The 22,919-nt window shown below is 52.3% G+C and carries 18 protein-coding genes; 3 read left to right on the top strand and 15 right to left on the bottom strand.

Features of this window, described 5'->3' with window-relative positions:
- Positions 1-38 precede the first annotated feature (38 nt).
- Together ACN28R_RS14500 and ACN28R_RS14505 are read right to left on the bottom strand one after the other, a co-directional pair.
- Positions 39-1,076, bottom strand: coding sequence for a DctP family TRAP transporter solute-binding subunit (locus ACN28R_RS14500; RefSeq protein WP_236840141.1), 1,038 nt, complete (start codon positions 1,074-1,076; stop codon positions 39-41).
- 100 nt (positions 1,077-1,176) lie between these two features.
- Positions 1,177-1,944: an SDR family oxidoreductase gene (locus tag ACN28R_RS14505; RefSeq protein WP_048636071.1), complete on the bottom strand. Its 768-nt coding sequence runs from the start codon at positions 1,942-1,944 to the stop codon at positions 1,177-1,179.
- 400 nt (positions 1,945-2,344) lie between these two features.
- On the opposite strand from ACN28R_RS14505, the gene ACN28R_RS14510 reads away from it, so the two are divergent.
- The gene (locus ACN28R_RS14510) at positions 2,345-3,598 is read left to right on the top strand and encodes an enolase C-terminal domain-like protein (RefSeq protein WP_048636072.1); all 1,254 of its coding nucleotides are present in this window, start codon (positions 2,345-2,347) and stop codon (positions 3,596-3,598) included.
- A gap of 40 nt (positions 3,599-3,638) precedes the next feature.
- Here the strand turns inward: ACN28R_RS14510 and ACN28R_RS14515 are convergent, their stop codons facing one another.
- The 10 genes from ACN28R_RS14515 to ACN28R_RS14560 all read right to left on the bottom strand — a co-directional run bounded on the left by ACN28R_RS14515 (position 3,639) and on the right by ACN28R_RS14560 (position 17,014).
- Positions 3,639-4,358 carry a FadR/GntR family transcriptional regulator gene (locus ACN28R_RS14515; protein WP_048636073.1) on the bottom strand — a complete coding sequence of 240 codons (720 nt, stop codon included), beginning with the start codon at positions 4,356-4,358 and terminating at the stop codon, positions 3,639-3,641.
- A gap of 171 nt (positions 4,359-4,529) precedes the next feature.
- Positions 4,530-5,417 (bottom strand): cysteine synthase CysM, encoded by an 888-nt coding sequence (gene cysM / locus ACN28R_RS14520; RefSeq protein ID WP_048639646.1) that lies wholly within the window; start codon positions 5,415-5,417, stop codon positions 4,530-4,532.
- 198 nt (positions 5,418-5,615) lie between these two features.
- Complete coding sequence (locus ACN28R_RS14525; protein ID WP_048636074.1) at positions 5,616-6,515, bottom strand: Dyp-type peroxidase; 900 nt, start codon at positions 6,513-6,515, stop codon at positions 5,616-5,618.
- Between the two features lie 189 nt (positions 6,516-6,704).
- Complete coding sequence (locus tag ACN28R_RS14530) at positions 6,705-7,220, bottom strand: hypothetical protein (RefSeq protein ID WP_048636075.1); 516 nt, start codon at positions 7,218-7,220, stop codon at positions 6,705-6,707.
- 46 nt (positions 7,221-7,266) lie between these two features.
- The gene (locus ACN28R_RS14535) at positions 7,267-7,854 is read right to left on the bottom strand and encodes an RpoE-regulated lipoprotein (protein WP_048636076.1); all 588 of its coding nucleotides are present in this window, start codon (positions 7,852-7,854) and stop codon (positions 7,267-7,269) included.
- Between the two features lie 196 nt (positions 7,855-8,050).
- A complete protein-coding gene (locus tag ACN28R_RS14540) occupies positions 8,051-9,718 on the bottom strand; it encodes an ABC transporter ATP-binding protein/permease (protein ID WP_048636077.1) in 1,668 nt (555 codons plus the stop codon).
- Positions 9,715-12,486, bottom strand: a complete 2,772-nt coding sequence (locus ACN28R_RS14545) for a M16 family metallopeptidase (RefSeq protein ID WP_095834774.1) — start codon at positions 12,484-12,486, stop codon at positions 9,715-9,717. The genes ACN28R_RS14540 and ACN28R_RS14545 overlap by 4 nt, the downstream gene beginning before the upstream one ends.
- 101 nt (positions 12,487-12,587) lie before the next feature.
- Entirely contained in the window at positions 12,588-15,200 is a 2,613-nt protein-coding gene (locus tag ACN28R_RS14550) for a TonB-dependent receptor plug domain-containing protein (RefSeq protein ID WP_095834775.1), read from the bottom strand.
- Positions 15,201-15,270: 70 nt separating this feature from the next.
- Positions 15,271-16,212, bottom strand: a complete 942-nt coding sequence (locus ACN28R_RS14555; protein ID WP_236840142.1) for a TonB family protein — start codon at positions 16,210-16,212, stop codon at positions 15,271-15,273.
- Positions 16,213-16,588: 376 nt separating this feature from the next.
- A complete protein-coding gene (locus ACN28R_RS14560; protein WP_095834777.1) occupies positions 16,589-17,014 on the bottom strand; it encodes a GNAT family acetyltransferase in 426 nt (141 codons plus the stop codon).
- Positions 17,015-17,202: 188 nt separating this feature from the next.
- Between ACN28R_RS14560 and hemF the strand changes: the two genes are divergently transcribed.
- Positions 17,203-18,147, top strand: coding sequence for an oxygen-dependent coproporphyrinogen oxidase (hemF, locus tag ACN28R_RS14565; RefSeq protein WP_095834778.1), 945 nt, complete (start codon positions 17,203-17,205; stop codon positions 18,145-18,147).
- The gene (locus ACN28R_RS14570) at positions 18,147-18,593 is read left to right on the top strand and encodes a YaiI/YqxD family protein (protein ID WP_048636083.1); all 447 of its coding nucleotides are present in this window, start codon (positions 18,147-18,149) and stop codon (positions 18,591-18,593) included. Before hemF ends, ACN28R_RS14570 begins: the two co-directional genes overlap by 1 nt.
- Before the next feature lie 194 nt (positions 18,594-18,787).
- Here the strand turns inward: ACN28R_RS14570 and maeB are convergent, their stop codons facing one another.
- The 3 genes from maeB to ACN28R_RS14585 form a co-directional block, all read right to left on the bottom strand.
- A complete protein-coding gene (gene maeB / locus ACN28R_RS14575; RefSeq protein ID WP_048636084.1) occupies positions 18,788-21,067 on the bottom strand; it encodes an NADP-dependent oxaloacetate-decarboxylating malate dehydrogenase in 2,280 nt (759 codons plus the stop codon).
- A 267-nt stretch (positions 21,068-21,334) separates the two neighbouring features.
- Positions 21,335-21,910, bottom strand: coding sequence for a GDP-mannose pyrophosphatase NudK (gene nudK / locus ACN28R_RS14580; RefSeq protein ID WP_048636085.1), 576 nt, complete (start codon positions 21,908-21,910; stop codon positions 21,335-21,337).
- A 43-nt stretch (positions 21,911-21,953) separates the two neighbouring features.
- A complete protein-coding gene (locus ACN28R_RS14585; RefSeq protein ID WP_095834779.1) occupies positions 21,954-22,823 on the bottom strand; it encodes a LysR substrate-binding domain-containing protein in 870 nt (289 codons plus the stop codon).
- Positions 22,824-22,919 lie beyond the last annotated feature (96 nt).

Consider the following 22,919-nt stretch of genomic DNA (forward strand, 5'->3'; position numbering starts at 1 on the left):
GCCGCCGGACCACAGTAAAAAATTTTTAGCCACTCACTTTATTGTACTGTCTGCTGGCGAACTCTCTCTATCTCATCAATAAATTTTTTGACAAAATCAGCGCCGATAATATCGGTATGTTTTTCGATAACCGGCTTAACAACGGTACGAATTTTATCCAGTTCTTCTGGCGGAAGAACGCTTATTTGCATACCAGCCTGTTCCAGTTGATTAACTGCATCGTCAGCCTGGCGTATTTCTTCAGCTCGTTGAAATACCTGAGTTTCCTGAGCAACTTTATGAATAATATCCTTCTGCTGAGGAGTAAGCGCATCAAACCATTTCTCCGCCACTACCAGCACTACCGGGGTGTAGACATGACGAGTAACGGTAAAATATTTTTCGACCTCATATACTTTGTTCTGGTACATATCAACTACCGGATGCTCATGCCCATCCAGTACCCCTGTTTCCAACGCCGTAAAAACTTCGGTATAAGAAAGAGGAACCGGATTCATACCGATAATCTGGAAACTGTCGATCGCCACTTTCGTCGGCATCACGCGAATCTTCAGCCCTTTCATATCGGCCATGGTATTCACCGCATGTTTATTGTTAGCCAGGTCACGAAATGCACCGCCGCTCCACGTTAATCCATACAGCCTGAGTTTCGACAGATTCTTCAGCATCTCCTGTCCAACGGGACCATCCAGGACGTTGGCGACTTCGTCATGATTTTGGAATAAGAAAGGAAAGTCGAAAATCTGCAACGTTTTTTGTCGGCCGGCCAACGGCGAAACGGATCCCAGATAAAATTGTTGTACGTTGCTCTGGGTAGCCTGCAACATCTGTTGCTCCGATCCCAGCGAAGCAGAACCGAAAACATCAATTTTAATTTCGCCATTGGTGGCTTTATTGACTTCATCGGCAAATTTCTGCATGGCAATGCCACGCGGATGATGATCGGTAAAGCTGTGTCCCAACCGGGCTGTTTTTACGGTCTGAGCACTACCCATCTGAGCAAAGGTCACGCAACAGAAAGTAATCGCAGCGATCAATCCGGTTTTCTTTAATCCGACAAACGGTTGAAATGGCATAGTAGACTCCGTATTTATTATCGGTCAGAGGTATTTGTTATCGTTATTGGTGCCGCCGGTGCGGGGACAGGAAATCGCGCCCTCGTTACCAGAGGCAAAATTACAATACGGCCAGCCACCCACCATCAACATAGACGATCTGTCCATTCACATAGTCCGAAGCGGATGAGGACAGATAAATCGCCGTACCGATCAACTCTTCCGGATGACCCCATCGTTTAGAGGGGTTGCTGGCTTTCACCCAGGCGTCAAACTCCTGATTTTCAATCAGCGCCGTGTTCATGTCGGTAAGGATGTAACCAGGGCCAATCGCGTTGGTCTGAATATTAAACTCCGCCCATTCCGCGGCCATGGAGCAGGTGAGCAATTTAATCCCTCCTTTTGCTGCGGTATAAGGCGCGACAGTAGGACGGGCAGCCTGACTGGTTAGTGAACCAATATTGATGATTTTCCCGCCCTTTCCCCGAGCAATCATACGTTTTGCCGCAGCTCGTGAAACAATAAATGTGCTGGTCAGGTTGGTATCAATCACACGTTGCCATTGTTCCAGCTCCAGATCGACCATCGGTTTGCGATATTGAATACCGGCGTTATTGATCAGAATGTCTACTTGCAGACCTTGCTGCTCCAGCGCGACAAACGCACTTTCTACTGCATCTTCGCTGGTGACATCAAAGGCTATGCTATGAGCCTGATACCCTTTCTCGCGCAGTTTTTGTACTGATTCATCCAGTAACGTTTCACGTATGTCGTTTAAGATCACACGGGCGCCGGCAGTGGCTAGCCCTTCAGCATAGGCCAAACCCAGACCACGAGCGGATCCCGTGACCAGTGCCGTTTTTCCAGTCAAATCGAACAGAGCAGACATAGAAAATCCTCATTTTTATCATTAAGAGAGATGAACGCCATTTACTTGTATGACATCACTCATATTTAACTTGTTCTACGATTACTTTTAAATCAACAGACATCGGTTAATTTTGCAGAACCGATCACAAAACTAACTTACACTTCTTTGTCTGCATTAAAAATATTAAATTAATATTTTGATTTTAATAAGTTATTTTTCATTTCAAATGAAAAGACATAATACTTAAAAGCTTCTTCAACAATTGATTGAACAATGATATAACTAAATCCAACTTGTAGGACGACTGCTAACATTACAACAAAAATAGCGAGACGTTGGTTGTTGGTGGAAAGCCGGACATACAACTGCGCACTGGACAATGAAATATAATATTTAACTTTAAAAATAAGGAGTTACTGTGAGTAATATAAAGATTACCGCGGTGAAGACCATCCTGACAGCGCCAGGCGGTATTGACCTGGCGGTAGTGAAGGTTGAAACCAGCCAACCGGGTCTTTATGGGCTGGGCTGCGCGACCTTTACCCAGCGCATTCATGCGGTTAAAACGGCTATTGATGAATATATGACGCCTTTCCTGATCGGTAAGGATCCAACGCGTATTGAGGATATCTGGCAGTCTGCCTGCGTAAGTGGTTACTGGCGCAGCGGCCCGATTATGAATAATGCGCTATCGGGCGTGGACATGGCGCTGTGGGACATCAAAGGCAAACTGGCCGGGATGCCGGTCTATGAGCTGCTTGGCGGCAAATGTCGTGATGGCATTCCATTGTATGTTCATACCGATGGTGGCGACGAGTTTGAAGTCGAAGACAATGTCCGTGCCCGCATGGAAGAGGGATATCAGTATGTCCGTTGCCAGATGGGTATGTATGGCGGGGCGGGTACCGACGATCTGAAACTGATAGCCACCCAGTTGGCACGGGCGAAAAACATCCTGCCTAAGCGTTCTCCGCGCAGCAGCACGCCGGGTATCTATTTCGATCCGGAAGCCTATGTGAAGAGCGTTCCGCGTTTATTCGAACATCTGCGCAACAAACTCGGCTTTGGAATCGAGTTCATCCATGATGTCCATGAGCGTGTGACGCCGATTGCCGCTATCCAATTGGCAAAAACATTGGAACAATATCAATTATTTTACCTCGAAGACCCGGTAGCGCCTGAAAATATCGACTGGTTGAAGATGCTGCGCCAACAGTCCTCCACACCGATTTCGATGGGAGAGCTATTTACTAATATCAATGACTGGAAACCGCTGATCGCCAATAATCTGATTGACTATATTCGCTGCCACGTCAGCACAATAGGCGGTATTACGCCAGCGAAGAAACTGGCAACGTTCAGTGAAATTCATGGCGTGCGAACAGCCTGGCACGGCCCCGGAGATATCTCACCGGTAGGTGTTTGCGCCAACCTGCATCTGGATTTGAGCGTAACCAATTTTGGCATTCAGGAATACACGCCGATGAACGAGGCGTTGCGTGAGGTCTTTCCCGGTTGCCCAGAGATAGAGCAAGGCTATGCCTATCTGAGTGAACGTCCTGGATTGGGAATCGATATCGATGAGAATAAGGCTGCGCAATATCCTTGTATTGGCGGTATTCCGTCCTGGACAAATGCCCGCACCCCGGATGGTACGGCGTCTCGTCCTTAAGCGGTCAAGCAATGGTTGCTAAGCAGCCATTTTCAAACACTCATTCGGCGGCATCTGATTCCTGCTGCTTCAGCTTTTCAATTGCTGTCACATTCTCTGACATCGCCTCATCAAGCACCGCGACAGCCGTTGAAGAGTCGCGGTTCTTAATCGCCATAAATACCTTGATGTGAGCCTCGACGCTCTCAAGTGAGATACCGAGCGCGCGATTCAATTCTTCCAAATAATAGTAGTAAATATCCTTAATGGAATTCATCACATTATAAAAAACTTTATTCTGAGAAGCTTTCGCGATAGCCAAGTGAAAATCGAAATCGGCCTGGGAATATTTTTTATAATCGTCTTTGTTTATCAGCATACGATTCAATGCCTGTTCCAGCGCCGCAATATCCTCTGCGGTGGCATTCTGAACCGCTAACTCCATGCATTTGAATTCAACGGTTTGACGAAATACCATCATGTCATGAAACTCTTCTCTGCTGAGATGCATGATCGGCTGCTGTTCATTGAACAAACTATGGTAATTGAGATTTTTGGTAACGAAACTGCCTTTCCCCTGTTGGGTAATCACAATACCCAGATCGCGTAATCGCTGTACTGCGCTGCGGATGCTGACACGGCTAACGTTGAATGAGGCCGTAAGTTCAGACTCAGAGGGGAGTTTACAGCCCGGCGGCCAACTGCCATCCAGCAGTTTTTCCTTAATCTGCTCATAAACGGCATTGACCACATTGTGTTTCTGGATTGATTTAATGCTCATGAAGCCTATCGCATATAAGTTGTCCTACAACATATTATTGATATAACATGCGGGGTGCGGCATGTGAAGTCTTCGCTGCTGTTTGTGTTCTAAATCTAACTGAAAATTGACCCCACTCACTCTTCTCTGAGTTGCCACTGTATACGACATGACTCCATCCTTGTTGTGCTTTCAGTATCGATTGAACACGCCGGTCGATAAATAACGATCGCCACGGTCGCAGGCTATCGCCACAATAACGCTGCCGGGGTTTTCCACCGCGATACGCAACGCGGCGAACACCGCGCCGCCGGAGCTGACGCCGCAGAAAATGCCTTCCCGCTGAGCCAACTGACGCAGCGTGTTTTCCGCATCGCGCTGGGAAATATCCAGAATACAATCGACAAGCTCGGCGTTGAATATGCTCGGCATATAATCCGGAGACCAACGCCGGATACCGGGAATATGGCTGCCCTCTTCAGGCTGCAACCCCACGGTGACGATCCCGCTGCGCTGCGCTTTCAGATAGCGACTAACGCCGGAGATGGTGCCGGTGGTTCCCATACTGGAGACAAAATGGGTTAATTTACCCGCGGTTTGTCGCCAGATTTCCGGGCCGGTGGTCAAAAAATGGGCGAGCGCGTTGTCGGGGTTATTGAACTGATCAAGGACTTTCCCCTCGCCAGAGAGCGCCATCTGCCGGGCTAAATCACGCGCGCCTTCCATTCCCAGGTGCTGACTGACCAAAATCAACTCGGCGCCATAAGCGCGCATCGCCGCCTGTCGCTCGTGGCTCATATTCTCCGGCATCAACAGACGCAAACGGTAGCCTTTAACCGCCGCGATCATCGCCAGCGCAATACCGGTATTGCCGCTGGTCGCTTCAATCAATCTGTCGCCCGGCGCGATATCGCCACGCTTTTCCGCCTGCTGAACCATGGATAACGCGGCGCGATCTTTTACCGATCCCGCCGGGTTGTTTCCCTCAAGCTTCAGCCAGACCTCGCTGTTCATCCCTTGCGTCAAACGCTGTAATTTCACCAGCGGGGTATTACCAATGCAATGCTCAAGTGTTGTCAAAAACCTGTCCCCGTAAATATCATGTTCGACACTTATCAGATGGTTATCGCCCCCTGAATGCCTGCTTATCATACTCCGTTATTCATCATTTGGACTATTTCTGACTGATCGGCACGGCGGCAAGAGAGGAAGGCATCGCTAGCTAAGCCGCCGCGCCACGGCAATGACCATGACGGAGCGGCGGCGAAAACGGAGTGATTACAGCGACAGCAGGCGATCCAGGGAAGGGGCAAAGAAATAGCTGCCGCTCACCGCTCGGGTAAAGCGCAGCATATCGTCGCGTTTGCCATCCAGATCGCCAAACATACTCAGCAACTGCTGTTCGATATTGCGCAGCCGGGCGCAATAGGCGATGAAATAAAGCCCATGCTTACCGCTCGCCGTACCATAAGGCAGGCTTTGACGCACAATCTTCAGCCCTTTGCCGTCTTCCTTTAAATCAACGCGGCTGACGTGTGACGTAACAGGACGCTGTTCAGGCGGAAGCTCTTCGCTATCCGGCTTGGTACGGCCAATCATCTGTTCCTGCTGATCAACGCTGAAGCGTTGCCACTGTTTCAGATTATGTTCCCAACGCTGGGTAAGGACATAGCTGCCGCCGGCGTCCGGCTGACCGTCCGGAATGATCGCCACATCGTAGCGGGCATCGCCCTGCGGGTTTTCCGTGCCATCGACAAAACCGCTCAAATCGCGCTCTTCCACCCAGCGGAAACCATGTATTTCTTCTTCCACATGAATAGCGCCGCCAAAAGCGGCCAGCGCCGCCTGCGCCAGACTAAAATTCACGTCATGGCGTAATGAATGAATATGAATCAGCAGGTCGCGTTGGGTCGCCGGCGCCAGTCCCTTGCCTAACGGCGTAAAAGGCTTCAGTTCCTGCGCGGAGTGTTGGCAATCCAGATCGCGCCACACATCACAGCCAAAGGCGAGCACCGCGCCCAGGCCGGCGTCGGGAAACTGCTGTTGCAGCTCGGACAATACCTGGCAAAACTTTTTACACCCCTGACGAATGGCATCAAATTCCCCCTGGATCATGGCTTCCATATAAATGGCAAAATGGCGGTGTTCCAGCAAAATACCGCTCTGAATTTGTGTCATCTCTGCTCCCTCAATCTAAGCATGCTTCTTTTATTGTTGTCAGCGCGTCAAAATACGCAGCCGCCTATCATACCGGAAGAAATAAGGTTTTTACTTTGCTTAAACGCAAAATCACCATGAACGCCGGGTTTCTTCCCTATAGGTATCAGAAAATATTTGAATCTCAATAAGAAGGAAAATGCAGATTTGTTATGAAACAGGGTTTTCCCGCCGCTTGACGCGGGTAAGACGCAAAGTCAGCACCTTGGCTATTTCAGAAAATAACAGCAGTCCGAGGTTCAACAGCGCGTGGTGAAAACCGATGACGCCGACCAGCCAGGGAATAAACGACAGAGAAGGCGCCGCCGTTAATAATCGAATTGGCGTCTGGAGGTACGCCAGCGTGACGGCAAACCGGCGCTGGCGTAAAAAATTTTCGGGAGAAATGTTAAACGGCGCTGGCGACGGCTGGAAGGTGGCGCCATGGATGGCAGTCCATAAAAAAAGCACGGCGGATACCGGGATGGAAAGCAGTAAACCCAGCGACAGAGCAAAAAGAATATCAACGTAATCGCCATGAAAAGGGCGTAGTTGCCAAAAGGTAAGGATCTCATCGTAGATTGGTATGCGGTTATGCGAAAAACTCAGCCATAGGTAACGCGCGACATAAAAGAGATCCATCATCCCCCAGAAATAAAAAACCGACGTCGCGTTTATCCGCCCCATGACTGAATCCTTTCCTGCCTGCAAAATAAAGAGCCAGACCGCCCAATTAATCGCGCGCCTGGGCATGCCAGACGATCTTGCTGACCCGCCAGCCTTTGAGAATATCGTCCGGCGGGATCAACCCTTCCGGCCCGCTCCACTCGCCGGAGAACAGGTAGCTGACGTGTTTGCTCTGCGGCGCCACGCACTCAACGCTTTGCGCATCATCCCCTTGTCCCGGCTGGCAGGCGCCAAATGCCTTACTGTAAGCCGAGCCGAACGTATCGCCGATCTTTACGCCCCATTCGCTATCAATTGCCGCATCCATCACTTCAATTTTCCGCACATGGCTTTTTGGCTCGCCGCTGATAACCAGCTTAACGTCATTACCATCCAGAGCCTGATAGAAGGCGACCAGTTGACCGTTGTTCGATCCCATGCCGCTACGCAGGCGATAGTTATTATCCAACGCCTGACGCAAAACGGATTCAGATAACGGCGTACCGGCATTAATCGCGCCGACGCCGGTATCCGTTACCTGAAGCGAACCGCCGAACCAGTTAAACGGCGACAGGCTGGACCAGGAAAAGTTGGACAGGGTGCCGCACCCGCTCAATACCAGCGGTAAACCCAGTAATAGTGGGCGAAATCTCATTACATTTACTCCTCAATATTTAACAGCCCAACAATTGGCCGTCATCACCCGATTCGAGTTTGAGTATAGAGTTGACGGAAAGTGCCGTAAAAAACAGGATAATCCTGGTTAGGATTATAGGGACAATGCGACGAGAAACCCACTCGTCCGCCGGTTTCCCGGCTATCAGGGAAACCGGCGGACAAAATGAACGCGATCAGGCGTGTTGAAACGCCGTCAGGTCATAATGATGAGGGAATAGATCGTCCAGCTCATTCTGATGCGCGATCGCCACCACCGTACACATCGGCAATTCCTGTTTGATCAGCAACAGCAGCTTCCTCGCCGACGCATGGTCAAGGTTGCTGGTGGCCTCATCCAGATACAGCGTGTCCGGTTTGGCGATCAGCGCGCGGGCGAACGCCAGCCGCTGCCGCTCGCCGCCGGAAAAAATCCGATCCCAGTTCCGTTGCTCGTTTAGCTTATCGCGCCAAACGCTCAATCCGACTTTATCCAGTACCTGACTCAGATATTCGCTATCAGCCAACGCGGGCTGCGGGTAGCACAGAATTTCCGCCAGCGAGCCATGGCCCAGATAGCTTTGCTGAGGCAACAGTAAACTGCGTCCTTCAAGCGCCTGCCACTGACCGTCGTAATAAGGCCAGAGTCCGTTCAGGGTACGCAGCAACGTCGATTTTCCTAATCCGCTATGCCCGGAAAGTTTGCTCCAGCTCCCCGCTTCACAGCTAAACATCACATTTTGCAGCAACGGGGTTCCCTGCGGGGTCGCAAAAGAGAGTTTGTCCACCTGTAGCCGTTCACCGACCGGGACGTCCCCTGCTTCGGACTGACAACGCCGAATCTCCTGTTTGAACTGGCTGAGACGCTCCATACTGGCGGATAGCGTCACCATCTCAAGATACATGCGGATAAACCAGCTCAGCGCAATATGCACCTGATTAAACGCGCCGCGGATCTGCATCAACCCGCCCAGCGTCACCGTTTTACTGAGAAACGCCGGCAGCGCGGCGAACACCGGTACAATCTGGCTGACGCGCATATAGCCGGTCGTGAAAAACCCCAGATTACGCTCGGCGTTCATAAAGCGCCGCCAGTTGGACACGATAAAGGAGAAATGGCGTTTGAGGTACATTTTCTCCTGTTGCTCGCCGCCATACAGCGCGATTTGTTCGGCGTTATCATGCTTGCGCAGCAGCGCGGCGCGGAAATCCGCTTCGGCACGCTGCTTTTCATAATTAATGCCGTGCAGTTTCTTACCAATAACATGGGTCATCACGCTGCCAAACAGCGTGTAAAGCAGCACCACCCAGACCAGATACCCTTTGATCACCCATTCCTGCCCGAACAGGGTAAAACGCTGAACGCCCGAGAGTTCCCACAGGATAAACAGGAAAGAGAAAAGCTGCGCCGACACGATCAAAAATGAGACCGATAGGCTGACCACCTTGTCCACGAACAGATTGATATCCTCGGCGATACGCTGGTCCGGGTTATCGATTTTGCCGTTCAGCGACATGCGATAGAACGCCCGTTTCGCCATCCAGCTATCGACCAGCTCGGCGGTTAATACGCTGCGCCAGCGGATAATCAGCAGCTTGGTGAACCATTCCTGATGGACGAACACTACGATATAAATCAGGATGTAAATGCCATAATCTTTCATCAGAGAAAACAGCAGGCCGCTGTTGAATGCCCCCAGCGCATCGTAAAACGCTTTGCTCCATTCATTAATGAGCACATTGAGATAGACGATCATCCCGCCCATCGATACCGCCACCAGCAGTAACAGCCATGCTTTCCAGCTTCCCGCGCCCCACCAGAAAGAACGGCAGAGATCGCCAAGCTGCGCCATAATCTTTTTCATTCCTGCGCCTCGCGTGGCAATGAGATATACAGAACGCTATTCTGCGGGTTGAACAACCGTACCGACATGGCGCGTACGCCTTCCAGCGTAATGCTGTCCGCCAGTTGGGCGGCATCGGTCAAATAACGGGGATCGTCATAGTGACGATAGCTCAGGATCAGACGGCGCTGTATGGTCGGAAGATCGTGCCGGCGCCCTTGTTCAGCGCGGATAAACTGCTGCTTTTGCTCATCCACATCCTGCCGGGTAATCTTCGCCGGCAATTCCGCGAACCCCCGCTCCGCCAGTTGCCACAGTTCCTGCGCCCGTTCAGGCGCGCTGGTGAAACTGACTTCGGTTTCAATGCGCTGCCGAGTGTCCTCCAGCCCGCTGTCCAGTCGCATGCGATAAATGCCGAGCGCATCGTCACGCAGGCTGGCTTTGAGATATTTATCCGCCAGATTACGGGCGATACTCACCTGAACCGCCGCTTGCGGCGTCCAGGTATAAGGAGTGAAGCTCCAGGTACGAATATCGGCGCGGGGCTCAATGCTGATTGCTGACGAGGCTTCGTGTCTGCCTTCCCGTGCCAAATGAGATCGGATCTCTCCGATCGGACGGCGCGGAATCGACGCCAGATAACGTTCAACCTGCGGTAACAGCTGTTCGCCGTCCATATCGGCCAGCAGATAATAAGTTACGGGTGCGGCTGAAGCCTGATGCCACTGCGCCAGCAGCGTGGAGGCCGTGAGCTGCTTTAACTGCGCAATTTCCGGCTCCTGCCAGGCGGGATGACCAAAACGCAGCGTGGCTATCTCGCGCGAACGCATATCCATCACCGATTGTTCGCTGTTTATCCGCTGGCGCACCAGCCGCATCATGCTCTCTTTCATCACATCAGGATCAATTCCCGGGGAAACATTCAACGCACGATAGAAGCCCAGCAGATCGGCCAACTGCTCGACCGATGCCTGACCGCTCATCGTTAACCGATCCGCGTCCTGATTGATACTCAGCGACAGTGATTTTTCCTGTTTCCAGTTTCTCAGATCTTCCGCACGCCAGTCAGCCGGGCCACTCTGGGAAACCAGTTGGCTTGCCAACTGTGATTGCCATGGATTCAGCGAACAGGCCAGGTATCCCGCCTGACTCATCGCGGTCAGATAGATCTTTTTGTCAGCCTCTGGCGTACGCAGCCATACCACGCGGTCGCCGTTACTGAGCTGCCACTGCGTCACGTTTTGTTCAGCAAAGATTTTTACCGCCGTACGTTTCCCACTTTGCGTGACGAAAGGCAGTTCAGGGATAACTTTCGCCTCCGGAACGCGCGGCGGCGCCAGCGCCGCCATCGTCCACTGTTGTTGCTGCGCGCGGATAGCATCGGGCTGAGGCAATGTGAAAGGGGTAACGCCAGGCACGCTGAACTGGACCAGCGTATCGGTTGCAGACAACCAGTTTTGCAGGTGTTTATTGACGTCCTGCGGCGTAATGGAGGCCAAAATACCCATCGCTTCCTGAGCACGCTGCCGGCTCCCGACATACTGGCGTCCTTGCAGCCAGACCGTCGCCAGTTGCTGCACCCAATCGGCAAAATAGCGCGCCTCAGGTTGGTTAACCATCTGCTGAGCGGCCTCACGTATCTCAGATTTGATATCAATAATGTCGCGCTCGCGCAGCGGATAACGTTTTACTCTTTCCAGCTCTTTCAACAACACGGACAGCGCGACATCATGCCCTCCCGGCATGACATCCGCGAAAAGTCCCAGCGCCACCGTGGTCTTGCCAATATCCGATTTACGCACCACCAGACTACCGACTTCCGGCGGCAGATCCGCTTTCTGGCGGCGCACCTGGCGACTCAAGGCAGAAAGGGTAATCTGATTAAGCAGACGATGACGAAGGTTTGACCGGCCGTTAGCGCCGTTATCCTCAAAGCGATAGACAAACGACACCTGACTGCTGCCGCTCTGGCTATCCTGCAACCGCATCACGTTCAACTGTGGTTGTAAACGCGGTTCATAATAGTCCCGCTGCGGGACGGCAACGTTCGGCAAAGCCGAAAAAACGCGCTTAATCTCGCGCTCCGCTTCTTCTATCCGCACATCGCCAATCAGCAACAGACGCATATTCGCCGGGCGATACCAGCGTTGATAAAACGTTTGCAACACGCTGGCCGGCGTTTCTTTAATCGATTGTTCCGAGCCCATCACCGGGCGGGAAGGGTAACGAGAGCCATGGCGAATAGCCTGTACACGCTGCTGGTTCATCCGTTCCGCCACGCCCAGTTTGCCACGCCACTCTTCGAGAATGATTTTACGCTCATCGTCCAGATCGCGCGGTAGCAGGCTGGCGTGGCCGACCATTTGGTTCAGCGCCTGCAACGTGAACGCGAGATCGCGACCGCCCGCCGGCGGACTCATCATGTACGTCGTCCGCTCGTAGTTGGTCATGGCATTATAGTGCTGCGCCCTCACCCACCCCTGCTGAAGCAGGGCGGTGCTCACGCCCTGCGGGAAAGCCTCGCTGGCGCGGAAAACCATATGTTCCACCATATGCGCCACGCCGGACTCATTATCCTGCTCATCAACCGAACCCACTTCGACGCTCAGACGGATATCTACCCGTTTTTTCTGCCCTTCCAGCGGCACCAGGGTGTAGTTAAATCCATTCGCCAATACGCCTTCTTTTATTACCGGCAGCGGACTCTTTATTGCTTCAGCCTGGCTGATAGCGCTGGCGATTAACAGACTGACGGTTATCGCCAGCCGATAAAATGTCTTCCAATTCATAACGACCTTTCATTTTTGTTATTTTCACGCTGAGGCTGTCCGCGCATGCCGAAAAGCCTTATCCCGCTACGCCGGACAATCGGCGTAGCGGGTATCGGGTGTTACCAGGTGTAGGCGACGCCCAGCCAGAACTGGCGGCCGGGTTTGTAGGAGATAACACTGGTATTGGAATTTGCAAAGGTCTGAGAGGTTTCCACTACGTTATCAAGCACGTTCAGCACATCCAACGTGATATCCAGAGTCTGATCCTTGTAGACCGGCTGCGAGTAGGCGAAACGCCAGTCATAAGAGAAGAAATCGCTGTACTTCACTCCGGTATATACGGTCGGCCTGATGGCCTCACCAGAATAATCACCGCACAAGGCATCGGCCCCAGGGCAAGTGATATAGCCTGAGTTGAGATATCCTTTATAGCCGGAGGTGTAACTCAGCCGCTGCCCCCAGGTCAGACGCGCGGCGGGGAAATAGGTATCCACATTCAGGAACGCCTTCCACGGCGTGTTGAAGTTCAGAGGATCCATATCGCGTCTCTGCATCAGCTTTTCGTTAAAGATGACCCAGACATCATCCTGATTACTTTTGTCGTCATAAATCATCTGAGAACTGGATTTGTTCTTCATGATATTGGCGCCCAGCGCCCACTTCACTTCCACCCACTGGAACTTATACGGACTGATCGGCTCAACCGTCAGAGAGAAGGTATTGCCCTCGGTGCTGGCGCTGTTGCTCAGGTAATAGTGCCATTTATTATTGGCATCACGATAACTTTCCTGGCCGAACTGCTCACGGCCTTTACGATGCACCCATTTTACCGTCCAGATGGTATCCATCACACGCTGTGACAGCCCCAGATTCAGTTCATCGCTGAACGGCGTATTGAGACCTGAAACATCATAAGTCGCCACGTTGGGCGTAACTGGCGCATTCCAATCACCACTTGTGGTGCGCGATTGGGTATAGCGTTCGTTGATCCCGGAACGCAACTTATAAGCCAGCATATTCTGCGCGTAATAGCGGTTGGCGCCGCCGAACACGCGGGTGGAACGATCGCCAAACACATCATAAGAGGCGGCCAGACGCGGCGCGATATTCAGATTTTCCAGATAATCGTCATAAGACAGGCGCACGCCCGGTGTCACCTCCAGACGTCCAAACGTGATGCTGTCCTGAAGATATGCGGCATAGTTGGTATAATCGCCTTTAATAGAACGAGACGGATATACCGTGCGGAAGTAAGCGAACTGTTCGCCATCAATACACATGGCATCACCCGCCTGACAAACCACACCGGCGTTGACATACCTTGCATTGGCGGACACCTGACCGACATAAACATCGCTGAAGCGGCGATATTGCGCGTTATAAAAATCCATCTGCCAGCCGAAGTCCAGCTGATGCTGCGTGCCCCATAGGGCCAGCGGATTCAGTTCGTAATCCTGTTTCAGCGTGGTGGTGTTTTTTTCCGTGGCATAGGTGCCGTACCCGCCAATCTGGGAAGAGTTAGCCGTCGTTTGCCAGTCAAGCGAGTCAGAAGTAAAACCGAGTGTCGGGCTGTAGTAAACCCAGCTAATGAACTCATTGGATTCATGTTCGATCTTGTTCTGCTCATGCTGATATCCCGCCAGACTGGTCATTTTCCCCCAGTTGGCGTTATGCTCCCATTCAATATTGAAGCGATAACCGCCCCCGTTATTGGTATAGGAACCGTCTTTCACATTTTGCTTGTAATATTTGGACTCATGCGGCGCGTACATGCCGGTCAGGCGCACGGTATCGCCGTTGTCGGTCAGGTAAGTGCCTTTCAACAGGTAGGTTTCGGCAATTCTTTCCTGATCCGTCCACTGATCCAGCCAGGTGTGATAGTACGGGATATCTGACTGCTGGCGGTTATAGGCAAAAATAAAGCCCGCCTTATCGCTCAACGGTTGGTTAAAGGTGGCGGTGTAAAACTGCTTCTTGAACTGCGGTTGGTAATAAAGCTGGGTTGCTGATTCAAAATTTTCCAGATTGTCCACGTCAACATGATAACGCGTCCAGCTATCGCGCGTGGTGCGATAGGAAACTTTACCCGATACCTTACTCAGATCCGGATCTTTCAGCTTGGCGTCCACCACCCCGCCGGTGAAATCGCCGTATTTGGCAGAAACATTACTGTCAAATACCTCCAGTTGCTCAATCAGTTCGGAATTAATCCAAAAGGATTGCGCACCGCCAGCCGGTAAATCCCACGGGTTATAACCATCGGGATTTTTAGGCAATCCCGTCTCCTCATAACTCCCGCCGCTGGCGCCGGGATTCAGATTATTATTGTTCGACAGACCATCGATCATGTAGTTGTTCTGGTAAAACTTCTCGCCGTGAAACGAGACATTCTCCGGTGCGATTTCCCCCGGCGTATTGCTATTTTCCGCCACTTTGGAAAACTGCACGTTGGGATTGTTTTTCAGCAATTCCGTCATCGATCCATTGCCGGTCGGCAACTTTTTAATCTGCTCCGCGCTCAGGATCTGCGTCCCCATCGACTGACTGGTCGGCGTGGAACGGACTAAAATTGTGTCTTCACCCTCATCATCGGATGCGTCATCCAGAGAATCATCCTCTGTTTCAACATCCGTTTTCTGCTGATTGTTATTGGTTGACGTATCATTCTGCTGTGCGAGCGCCGGCCCGGTTAATAATGCCAACAGCATCACTAAATAGACGTTTTTTTCCATTTATTCAAAATCCCCAGTGAACTTTATTATTTGAAAAATAAACTTATTGTTTTAATTAACGCGTTTAATGCTAATTATCGAACTGAATACGACCATCCAGTTTGAAAACAATGGAAACGACCTGATTTTCAACAGACATCTGCGTTTGATAACGCCAACGCGCCATGTCTTTCATCACGTCATCGCCAAAGACACCATCAGGGTTTTCCGACAGAACCCGGATATTGGTCACCGTACCGCTGCCGGTGATATCGAATTTGACGCGAACTTTGCCCTCAACGCCCATGGATTTCGCCCGGGCGGGGTAGTTCACGCGGCGATGCAGCGCCTTCAACCTTTGGGTATTCGCGCTGCCCGCGCCCTGTTTCGCCTGGCCGCTGTCACTTTCTCCCGTCTTCGCGGTCACAGCGCCAGAGGACATAGAGGAAGTCGCTGACGAATTAAGCGAAGGGGTATCGCTGACCTCACGCGCGGCAGTTTGAGAAGGGGGTTGTTTTTCTACCGGTTTTACCTGCGATTGTTGGGAAACGCGCGTTTCCTGACGTGTCTTTTCAGGCGGTTTTTTCTCGCGCGCCAACGGCTTTTTTTCGACCGCGACAGTGACAGGCTTAGGTTCGGCGACAGGCAGTTTAATGACAGCGGTTGGCTGGCTGGGTAAGGTCACTGAGGGTTCGGGTATGCTGGTCTGTACGACGGGGATGGGTTGTTCTGAAAGCTCGGCAGACGTCTCCGGCAAAGCGATAGCGGATGGCACCATCATGACTTGCATGCTTCCACCTTCGCTACCCGCCATTTTCTCCACGTTTTCCTCCGGTGCGGAATAGCGCCAGAGAAATAGCATCGCCAACACCGCGTGAGCAAGCAGCGATAAGGTAAAAAACTTCATGGAACGCCAGGTAGACAGAGACCCCAACGGTTCTGTAGCCGGATATGGATGCGTAAAGGAGGCGGTTTTAGTCTCCGATACCTGAAGATTGTCACTACGCACTAGCCAACTCCATCTCTTTAACATCAACTTCCTGGGGTCACAGCGTTGTTACAATCTTCCAGGCGATAAAAATGCTTAGGTTGTTCCGGCTAACAGGGTTCCGGCTAACAGAGAATTGCTTGTTACATACGGCGTGTAACAAGATAAATACTGAGTAAATAATATTTACGAATAATAATATAAATGATAATTATTTTACAAATAAAAATGATTATCAAATCAAAAAAAATTTATAAGCGAGCACGAAAACAGAAAGTAACGATATGAATTAGTTATAAAAAGAGACGCGCTACCGGCGGCGCATCCCATTTTACTTTAAGAGGAGGAAATCTGAGGAAAGCGTGGACGATGAATATGCGGTTATCTAGGCGGTGTCCCGCAAATACTTGTGGAACACAGCCTAGTACTCCTGATCCTCAATCAGCCGTTTTCCCAACGTGACGCTGTCAACCATCTCATAGTCCAGCTTTTCATACATGCCGATTACCGCGTCGTTATCTTCACGCACCATCAGATGAATTTTGGGGCAACCACGGGCGATGAGTTTTTTCTCCAGGCGGCTGATCAACGCATTGGCGATGCCCCTGCCACGGAAATCCGGATGAACGCCGAGATAATAAGCCGAGCCGCGGTGGCCGTCGTAGCCCCCCATAACGGAGCCCACCACTTCACCGCTGACCTCCGCGACCAGAAACAGATCGGGGTCGTGATTCAGCTTACGCTCAATATCCATTTCAGGATCGTTCCACGGGCGCAGCAAATCGCAGCGTTCCCAAAGCGTGATCACTTCTTCAAAATCATCTTGCCGAAATATGCGGATTTCCATCACATTTACCACGTTGCAATTAGGTAAGTTCTGATTATCGCGTGATTTGTGTCAGACGCAATATCAAATTGCAGCCAGTCGGAGGAAATAGGACAAACAAGCGCGAGAACGGGGATATTATTTATTATCGGCAATAATCATTATACTGTTCGGCCTTATTAAGACGCGAAAAAAGGGAACCCGTGCGTATGCCTCACATCAGTGCCGTAAAAACTTTTTTGAGAACGTTGCAGGATGATATCTGCCGACAGTTGGCCGCCGCAGATGGCGCCGCCGGTTTTGCCGAAGATATCTGGCAGCGCGCGGAAGGCGGAGGAGGATGCAGCCGGGTCTTGTCCGGCGGCAGCGTATTCGAACGTGCCGGCGTCAACTTTTCCCATGTCACCGGCGGCGTATTGCCGCCATCCGCCAGCGCGCATCGTCCAGAACTGGCCGGACGGAGCTACCAGGCGATGGGCGTCTCACTGGTTATTCATCCGCATAACCCCTATGTTCCCACCAGCCACGCCAACGTACGCTTTTTCATTGCCGAAAAACCGGGGGAGGAAGCGGTATGGTGGTTCGGCGGCGGCTTTGATCTGACGCCATTTTATGGCTTCAAAGAAGACGCGATTCACTGGCATCGCACCGCGCGCGATCTGTGCCGCCCTTTTGGCGCGGACGTTTATCCCCGGTATAAAAAATGGTGCGATGACTATTTTTTCCTGAAACATCGCAACGAGGCGCGCGGCATCGGCGGGTTGTTTTTTGACGATCTGAATACGCCTGATTTTGCTACCTGCTTTGATTTTACCCGCGCGGTTGGCGAAGGTTTTCTGACCGCCTATCTGCCGATCGTCGAGAAACGCAAGGCGTTGCCGTGGGGCGAGCGCGAGCGCGAATTTCAGCTTTACCGCCGCGGCCGCTATGTGGAATTTAACCTGGTCTGGGATCGCGGTACGCTGTTCGGACTGCAAAGCGGCGGGCGCACCGAATCCATTTTAATGTCGATGCCGCCGCTGGCCCGCTGGGAGTACCAGTATCAACCCGAGCCAGACAGCCCGGAAGCCGCGCTGTACCGGGATTTTTTACCCGTCAGAGACTGGCTGAACGATGACAGCCACGGAGTCACCCCAACAGGAGTAATCAAGTAATGCAGATTTGGGTCGATGCCGACGCCTGTCCTAACGTCATTAAAGAAGTTTTGTTTCGTGCGGCGGAGCGCACGGCGACCCTGACCACGCTGGTGGCCAATCAGTCATTAAAAGTGCCGCCGTCACGCTTTATCCGTACCCTGCGCGTTGCCGCCGGGTTTGATGTCGCGGACAACGAGATTGTGCGCCGGGTTGAAAGCGGCGATCTGGTGGTCACCAGCGATATTCCGCTGGCCGCCGAAGTGATTGAAAAAGGCGCGGTGGCGCTTAACCCGCGAGGCGAGCGCTATACGCCGGATACCATCCGCGAACGACTGAATATGCGCGACTTTATGGATACCATGCGCGCCAGCGGCATCCAGACCGGCGGCCCGGCGACGTTGAGCCAGCGCGACCGGCAACAGTTTGCCGGCGAACTGGATAAGTGGCTACGGCAATCAATGTAGCGCCATCGGATATAAAAAAGAAAAGCCTGCGTCAGCAGGCTAAGTTTGATGACAAAGTATAAATTCTTACTCTCATTTCAAAATTCGTCATTCCTGCGAAGGCAGGAATCTTCCTGATATCAACGAGTACTTAAAGGCAGATCCCCGCCTGCGCGGGGATGACGGAGGTGACAATATTGTTTGCCAACCCGCCTTTACAGCGGCTGGGTTTGCGCCTCAACCACGGCCAGCGCCACCATATTAACGATACGACGCACCGAGGCGATTGGCGTTAGGATATGCACCGGTTTGGCAATCCCCATCAGTACCGGCCCGACGGTGACCCCTTCCGAGGAAGAAACTCGCAGCAGGTTATAGCTGATACGCGCCGCTTCCATATTCGGCATGATCAGAATATTGGCCGAACCTTTCAGCGGACTGTCCGGCATCTGCTCGCGGCGGATCGCTTCCACCAGCGCGGCATCGCCGTGCATTTCACCATCCACTTCCAACTCCGGCGCCAGTTTGTTAATCAGCGCCAGCGCGGCGCGCATTTTCTGCGCGGTCGGCGAATCCGACGTGCCGAAGCTCGAATGCGACAACAGGGCGACTTTCGGTTCAATACCGAAACGGCGCACGGTGTTCGCCGCCATCAGGGCAATCTCAGCCAGTTGCTCCGGCGTGGGATCGGCGTTGACATAGGTATCGGCGATGAACGTATTCCCGCTGGGCAGCAGCAGCGCATTCATGGCGCCGGCCACATGTACGCCGTCACGGTAGCCGAAAACCCGCTCCACTACGTCAAAGTGCTCTTCATAAGTTCCGATGGTGCCGCAAATCAGGGCATCGGCCTCACCGCGCAGCACCATGATGGAACCAATCAGCGTCGGATTGCCGATCACCTCGCGCTGGGCCTTTTCCTGCGATACGCCGCGACGCTTCATGATGTCGAAATACTCGCCCCAGTACTCTTTAAAGCGCGGGTCAGACTCGTTGTTGACCACCTCAAAGTCTTTTCCGATGGTCAATTGCAAGCCCAGTTTTTGCAGACGCATTTCGATAACGTTCGGGCGGCCGATCAATATCGGAAAAGCCAGCCCTAACGTCACCAGCTCCTGGGTCGCATGCAGCACGCGGGGATCTTCCCCTTCGGCCAGCACCACGCGACGGGGCTGCTTACGCGCCTGAGAGAACACCGGCTTCATAAACAGGTTGGTTTTATAAACGAACTGGGTCAGTTTCTCGATATAGACATCGAAATCTTCGATCGGCCGTGTCGCCACGCCGGAGTCCATCGCCGCTTTCGCCACCGCGGGAGCGATTTTGATAATCAGCCGCGGATCGAACGGTTTTGGAATCAAATAATCCGGCCCGAACGACAGATCCTGATCGCCATAGGCGGAAGCCACTACCTCACTCTGCTCCGCCAGCGCCAGATTGGCGATGGCATGAACGCACGCCAACTTCATCTCTTCATTGATGGTGGTGGCGCCGACGTCCAGCGCGCCGCGGAAGATAAACGGGAAGCACAGTACGTTGTTCACTTGATTGGGGTAGTCGGAACGGCCGGTACAGATAATGGCGTCGGGACGCACTTCTTTAGCCAGCGGCGGCAGAATTTCCGGTTCAGGATTCGCCAGCGCCAGGATCAGCGGATTCGGCGCCATGGTTTTCACCATCTCCTGCGTCAATACGCCGGGACCGGAGCAACCGAGGAAAATATCGGCATCGGGAATAACATCCGCCAGCTTGCGCGTACCGTTATCATCGATAGCGTAAGCGGCTTTGGTTTCCGCCATATTCTCTTCACGCCCTTTGTAAATCACGCCGCGCGAGTCGCACACCACGATGTTTTCGGGTTTCATACCCAGCGCCACCAGCAGGTTCAGGCAGGCGATGGAGGCCGCGCCGGCACCGGAAACCACCAAGCGCACGTCAGCGATCTTTTTCTCCACCACTCGCAGCCCGTTCAGTACCGCCGCGGTACAGATAATGGCCGTACCGTGCTGATCGTCGTGGAATACCGGGATCTTCATCCGTTCGCGCAGTTTCTTCTCGATGTAGAAACATTCCGGCGCTTTGATATCTTCCAGATTGATACCGCCAAACGTCGGTTCCAGCGCAGCAACCACATCGATCAATTTGTCCGGATCCAGTTCATCGACTTCGATATCGAATACATCAATACCGGAGAATTTTTTAAACAAGACCCCTTTCCCTTCCATGACAGGTTTACCCGCCAGCGCGCCGATGTTGCCAAGCCCAAGCACGGCCGTTCCGTTGGAGATCACCGCCACCAGATTGCCTCGCGCGGTGTACTTGTAGGCGGCCAGCGGATCTTCGGCGATCTCCAGACAAGGGGCCGCGACACCGGGAGAGTACGCCAGGGCGAGATCGCGCTGGGTCGCCAGCGGTTTCGTCGGTGATACCTGAATTTTCCCCGGAACTGGGAACTGATGGAAATCCAATGCGCTCTGTTTCAGTTGTTCGTCCATTGTTACATCCTTTATCTGTTTTCGTTATGGAGCGGGAGGGAAGTGGCAGAAGGACAGTATAATGTGTGTGGTTTGTTAAACTTTGAAGGGCTGCAAAAACCGAGATCTAATTTCTCTTAATATAGTTACTATAATTAATTTACCAGCGGATTGTGATGGCTGAACGACAGCATAGTGAGTTTTTCGCTCCCACTATGCATGCAAGAGGACTTTCCGCGCTTGTTTTTCGCGCTCTGCAAAAGCCATGCTGCAGAGCGGAGGAAACCGTTACGCAAACCATCCCCGAATATAGGCATGCTGCAGCAGCATGATGGTTTTCGCATCTTTAATGCGCCCGTCGCTCACCATTGCCATAGCCTGGGTGAAGGGCAACTCCAGCACCTCGATGTCTTCATCCTCGACGCCGCCGCCCAAATTGTCATGATCGGACTCATCATACTCAGCGGCGAAAAAATACACGCGCTCCGTCACCCCGCCGGGCGACATATAGGCATCAAATAGCCTTTCTACCTGACCGACCGCATAGCCGGTCTCTTCTATCGCCTCGTTACGGGCGCAGATTTCCGGCGAATGCTTATCCAGCATGCCGGCGCAGGCCTCAAGCAACATGCCGCTTTCGTTGCCATTCAGGTAGGTAGGAATGCGGAATTGCCGTGTCAGGATAACGGTTCCCTTGCGCCGGTTATACAGCAGGATTGTCGCGCCATCGCCTCGATCGTAAACCTCACGGATCTGACGCACGACCCCACCGTTCTTTCTTTTTAAATCAAAAACATATTTATGCAGGATAAACCAACGATCGGACAAAAGTTTCTTTTCGATGATATTGATTGGCGACGACATGAATAACCCCTGATAAAAATGGCAAACAGGCTTTAGTATGCGTTCAGACATGCTCATTCACAAAATCACGAAAACTCGCGACTAACATGCTTGTCTCACGGCTCTTCAGCCAGATCAACAGCGTATCGACCTCGCTGATGGCCGGATCGATGGGGTGACTGCGAATCGCAAAGCTCTGCTCATATTGCCGTACAACATTCTCTGGCAGCATGGCAATCCCCATTCCGGACGCTACACACCCCAGAATCGCCTGAAAAGAGCCGAACTCCTGTAACACCGCGCCTGCCACCCCCTGCTGGCTGAGCCACTGCTCAAAACGGTAGCGGTAGTTACAACCGTTGCGAAACGACAGCGGTTTGATCACTTTCAGATCGGCCGCCGATTTCACCACGGGATGCGACCTGGCGGTGACCAATAGCAGCGTTTCCCGACACAGCACCGCAGAACTAAGTTTTTCATGCGGCAACAGCGCATTGTCCGCCACAAATGCCACGTCCAGCTCGCAGTTCAACACCTGCTCGATAAGCAGCTCTGTCGGCAAGGTTTTCAGGCTCAATTCTACGCGCGGCATCTGACCGCTAAAGGCCGCCAGCAATGGCGGAAGCCGCGTCGCCGCGGTTGTCTCCATCGAACCAATACGCAGCAGCCCGGCTGCATGCTTTTCTTTCAGCGTGGCTTTCGCCTCATCCATCAGAGCCAGAATGCGATTGGTGTAGTTCAGAAGATATTCACCTTCCGAAGTGATATACAACCGGTTCTTTTCACGAATAAAAAGCGATACACCCAGGCTGGCCTCAAGTTTCTTAAGACGCGTGGTAACGTTGGACGAAACACAGTGAAGTCGGTTGGCCGCTTCCGCAACGGAACCGGTTTCCGCCACCGCCTTAAACATCCTTAGGGAAGAGCTATTCATGTTGAAGCCTTCTCTTTTAATGAAGGAACGCATAAATAATATTCACTGTTATTTATTACGCAAAAGGGCAGGATAACCATTAACAGGAAATGCTAC

The sequence above is a fragment of the Brenneria goodwinii genome (assembly GCF_002291445.1).
Classification (GTDB): Bacteria; Pseudomonadota; Gammaproteobacteria; order Enterobacterales; family Enterobacteriaceae; genus Brenneria; species Brenneria goodwinii.

Coding starts and splice junctions, on each gene's coding strand:
- ACN28R_RS14515 (WP_048636073.1), bottom strand. CDS start 4,358: ATGAGCATTAAATCAATCCAGAAACACAATGTGGTCAATGCCGTTTAT.
- ACN28R_RS14555 (WP_236840142.1), bottom strand. CDS start 16,212: ATGTTAAAGAGATGGAGTTGGCTAGTGCGTAGTGACAATCTTCAGGTA.
- maeB (WP_048636084.1), bottom strand. CDS start 21,067: ATGGACGAACAACTGAAACAGAGCGCATTGGATTTCCATCAGTTCCCA.
- ACN28R_RS14535 (WP_048636076.1), bottom strand. CDS start 7,854: ATGAGATTTCGCCCACTATTACTGGGTTTACCGCTGGTATTGAGCGGG.
- ACN28R_RS14525 (WP_048636074.1), bottom strand. CDS start 6,515: ATGACACAAATTCAGAGCGGTATTTTGCTGGAACACCGCCATTTTGCC.
- ACN28R_RS14530 (WP_048636075.1), bottom strand. CDS start 7,220: ATGGGGCGGATAAACGCGACGTCGGTTTTTTATTTCTGGGGGATGATG.
- ACN28R_RS14545 (WP_095834774.1), bottom strand. CDS start 12,486: ATGAATTGGAAGACATTTTATCGGCTGGCGATAACCGTCAGTCTGTTA.
- hemF (WP_095834778.1), top strand. CDS start 17,203: ATGCCTCACATCAGTGCCGTAAAAACTTTTTTGAGAACGTTGCAGGAT.
- ACN28R_RS14550 (WP_095834775.1), bottom strand. CDS start 15,200: ATGGAAAAAAACGTCTATTTAGTGATGCTGTTGGCATTATTAACCGGG.
- ACN28R_RS14570 (WP_048636083.1), top strand. CDS start 18,147: ATGCAGATTTGGGTCGATGCCGACGCCTGTCCTAACGTCATTAAAGAA.
- ACN28R_RS14585 (WP_095834779.1), bottom strand. CDS start 22,823: ATGAATAGCTCTTCCCTAAGGATGTTTAAGGCGGTGGCGGAAACCGGT.
- ACN28R_RS14505 (WP_048636071.1), bottom strand. CDS start 1,944: ATGTCTGCTCTGTTCGATTTGACTGGAAAAACGGCACTGGTCACGGGA.
- ACN28R_RS14540 (WP_048636077.1), bottom strand. CDS start 9,718: ATGAAAAAGATTATGGCGCAGCTTGGCGATCTCTGCCGTTCTTTCTGG.
- ACN28R_RS14560 (WP_095834777.1), bottom strand. CDS start 17,014: ATGGAAATCCGCATATTTCGGCAAGATGATTTTGAAGAAGTGATCACG.
- ACN28R_RS14500 (WP_236840141.1), bottom strand. CDS start 1,076: ATGCCATTTCAACCGTTTGTCGGATTAAAGAAAACCGGATTGATCGCT.
- nudK (WP_048636085.1), bottom strand. CDS start 21,910: ATGTCGTCGCCAATCAATATCATCGAAAAGAAACTTTTGTCCGATCGT.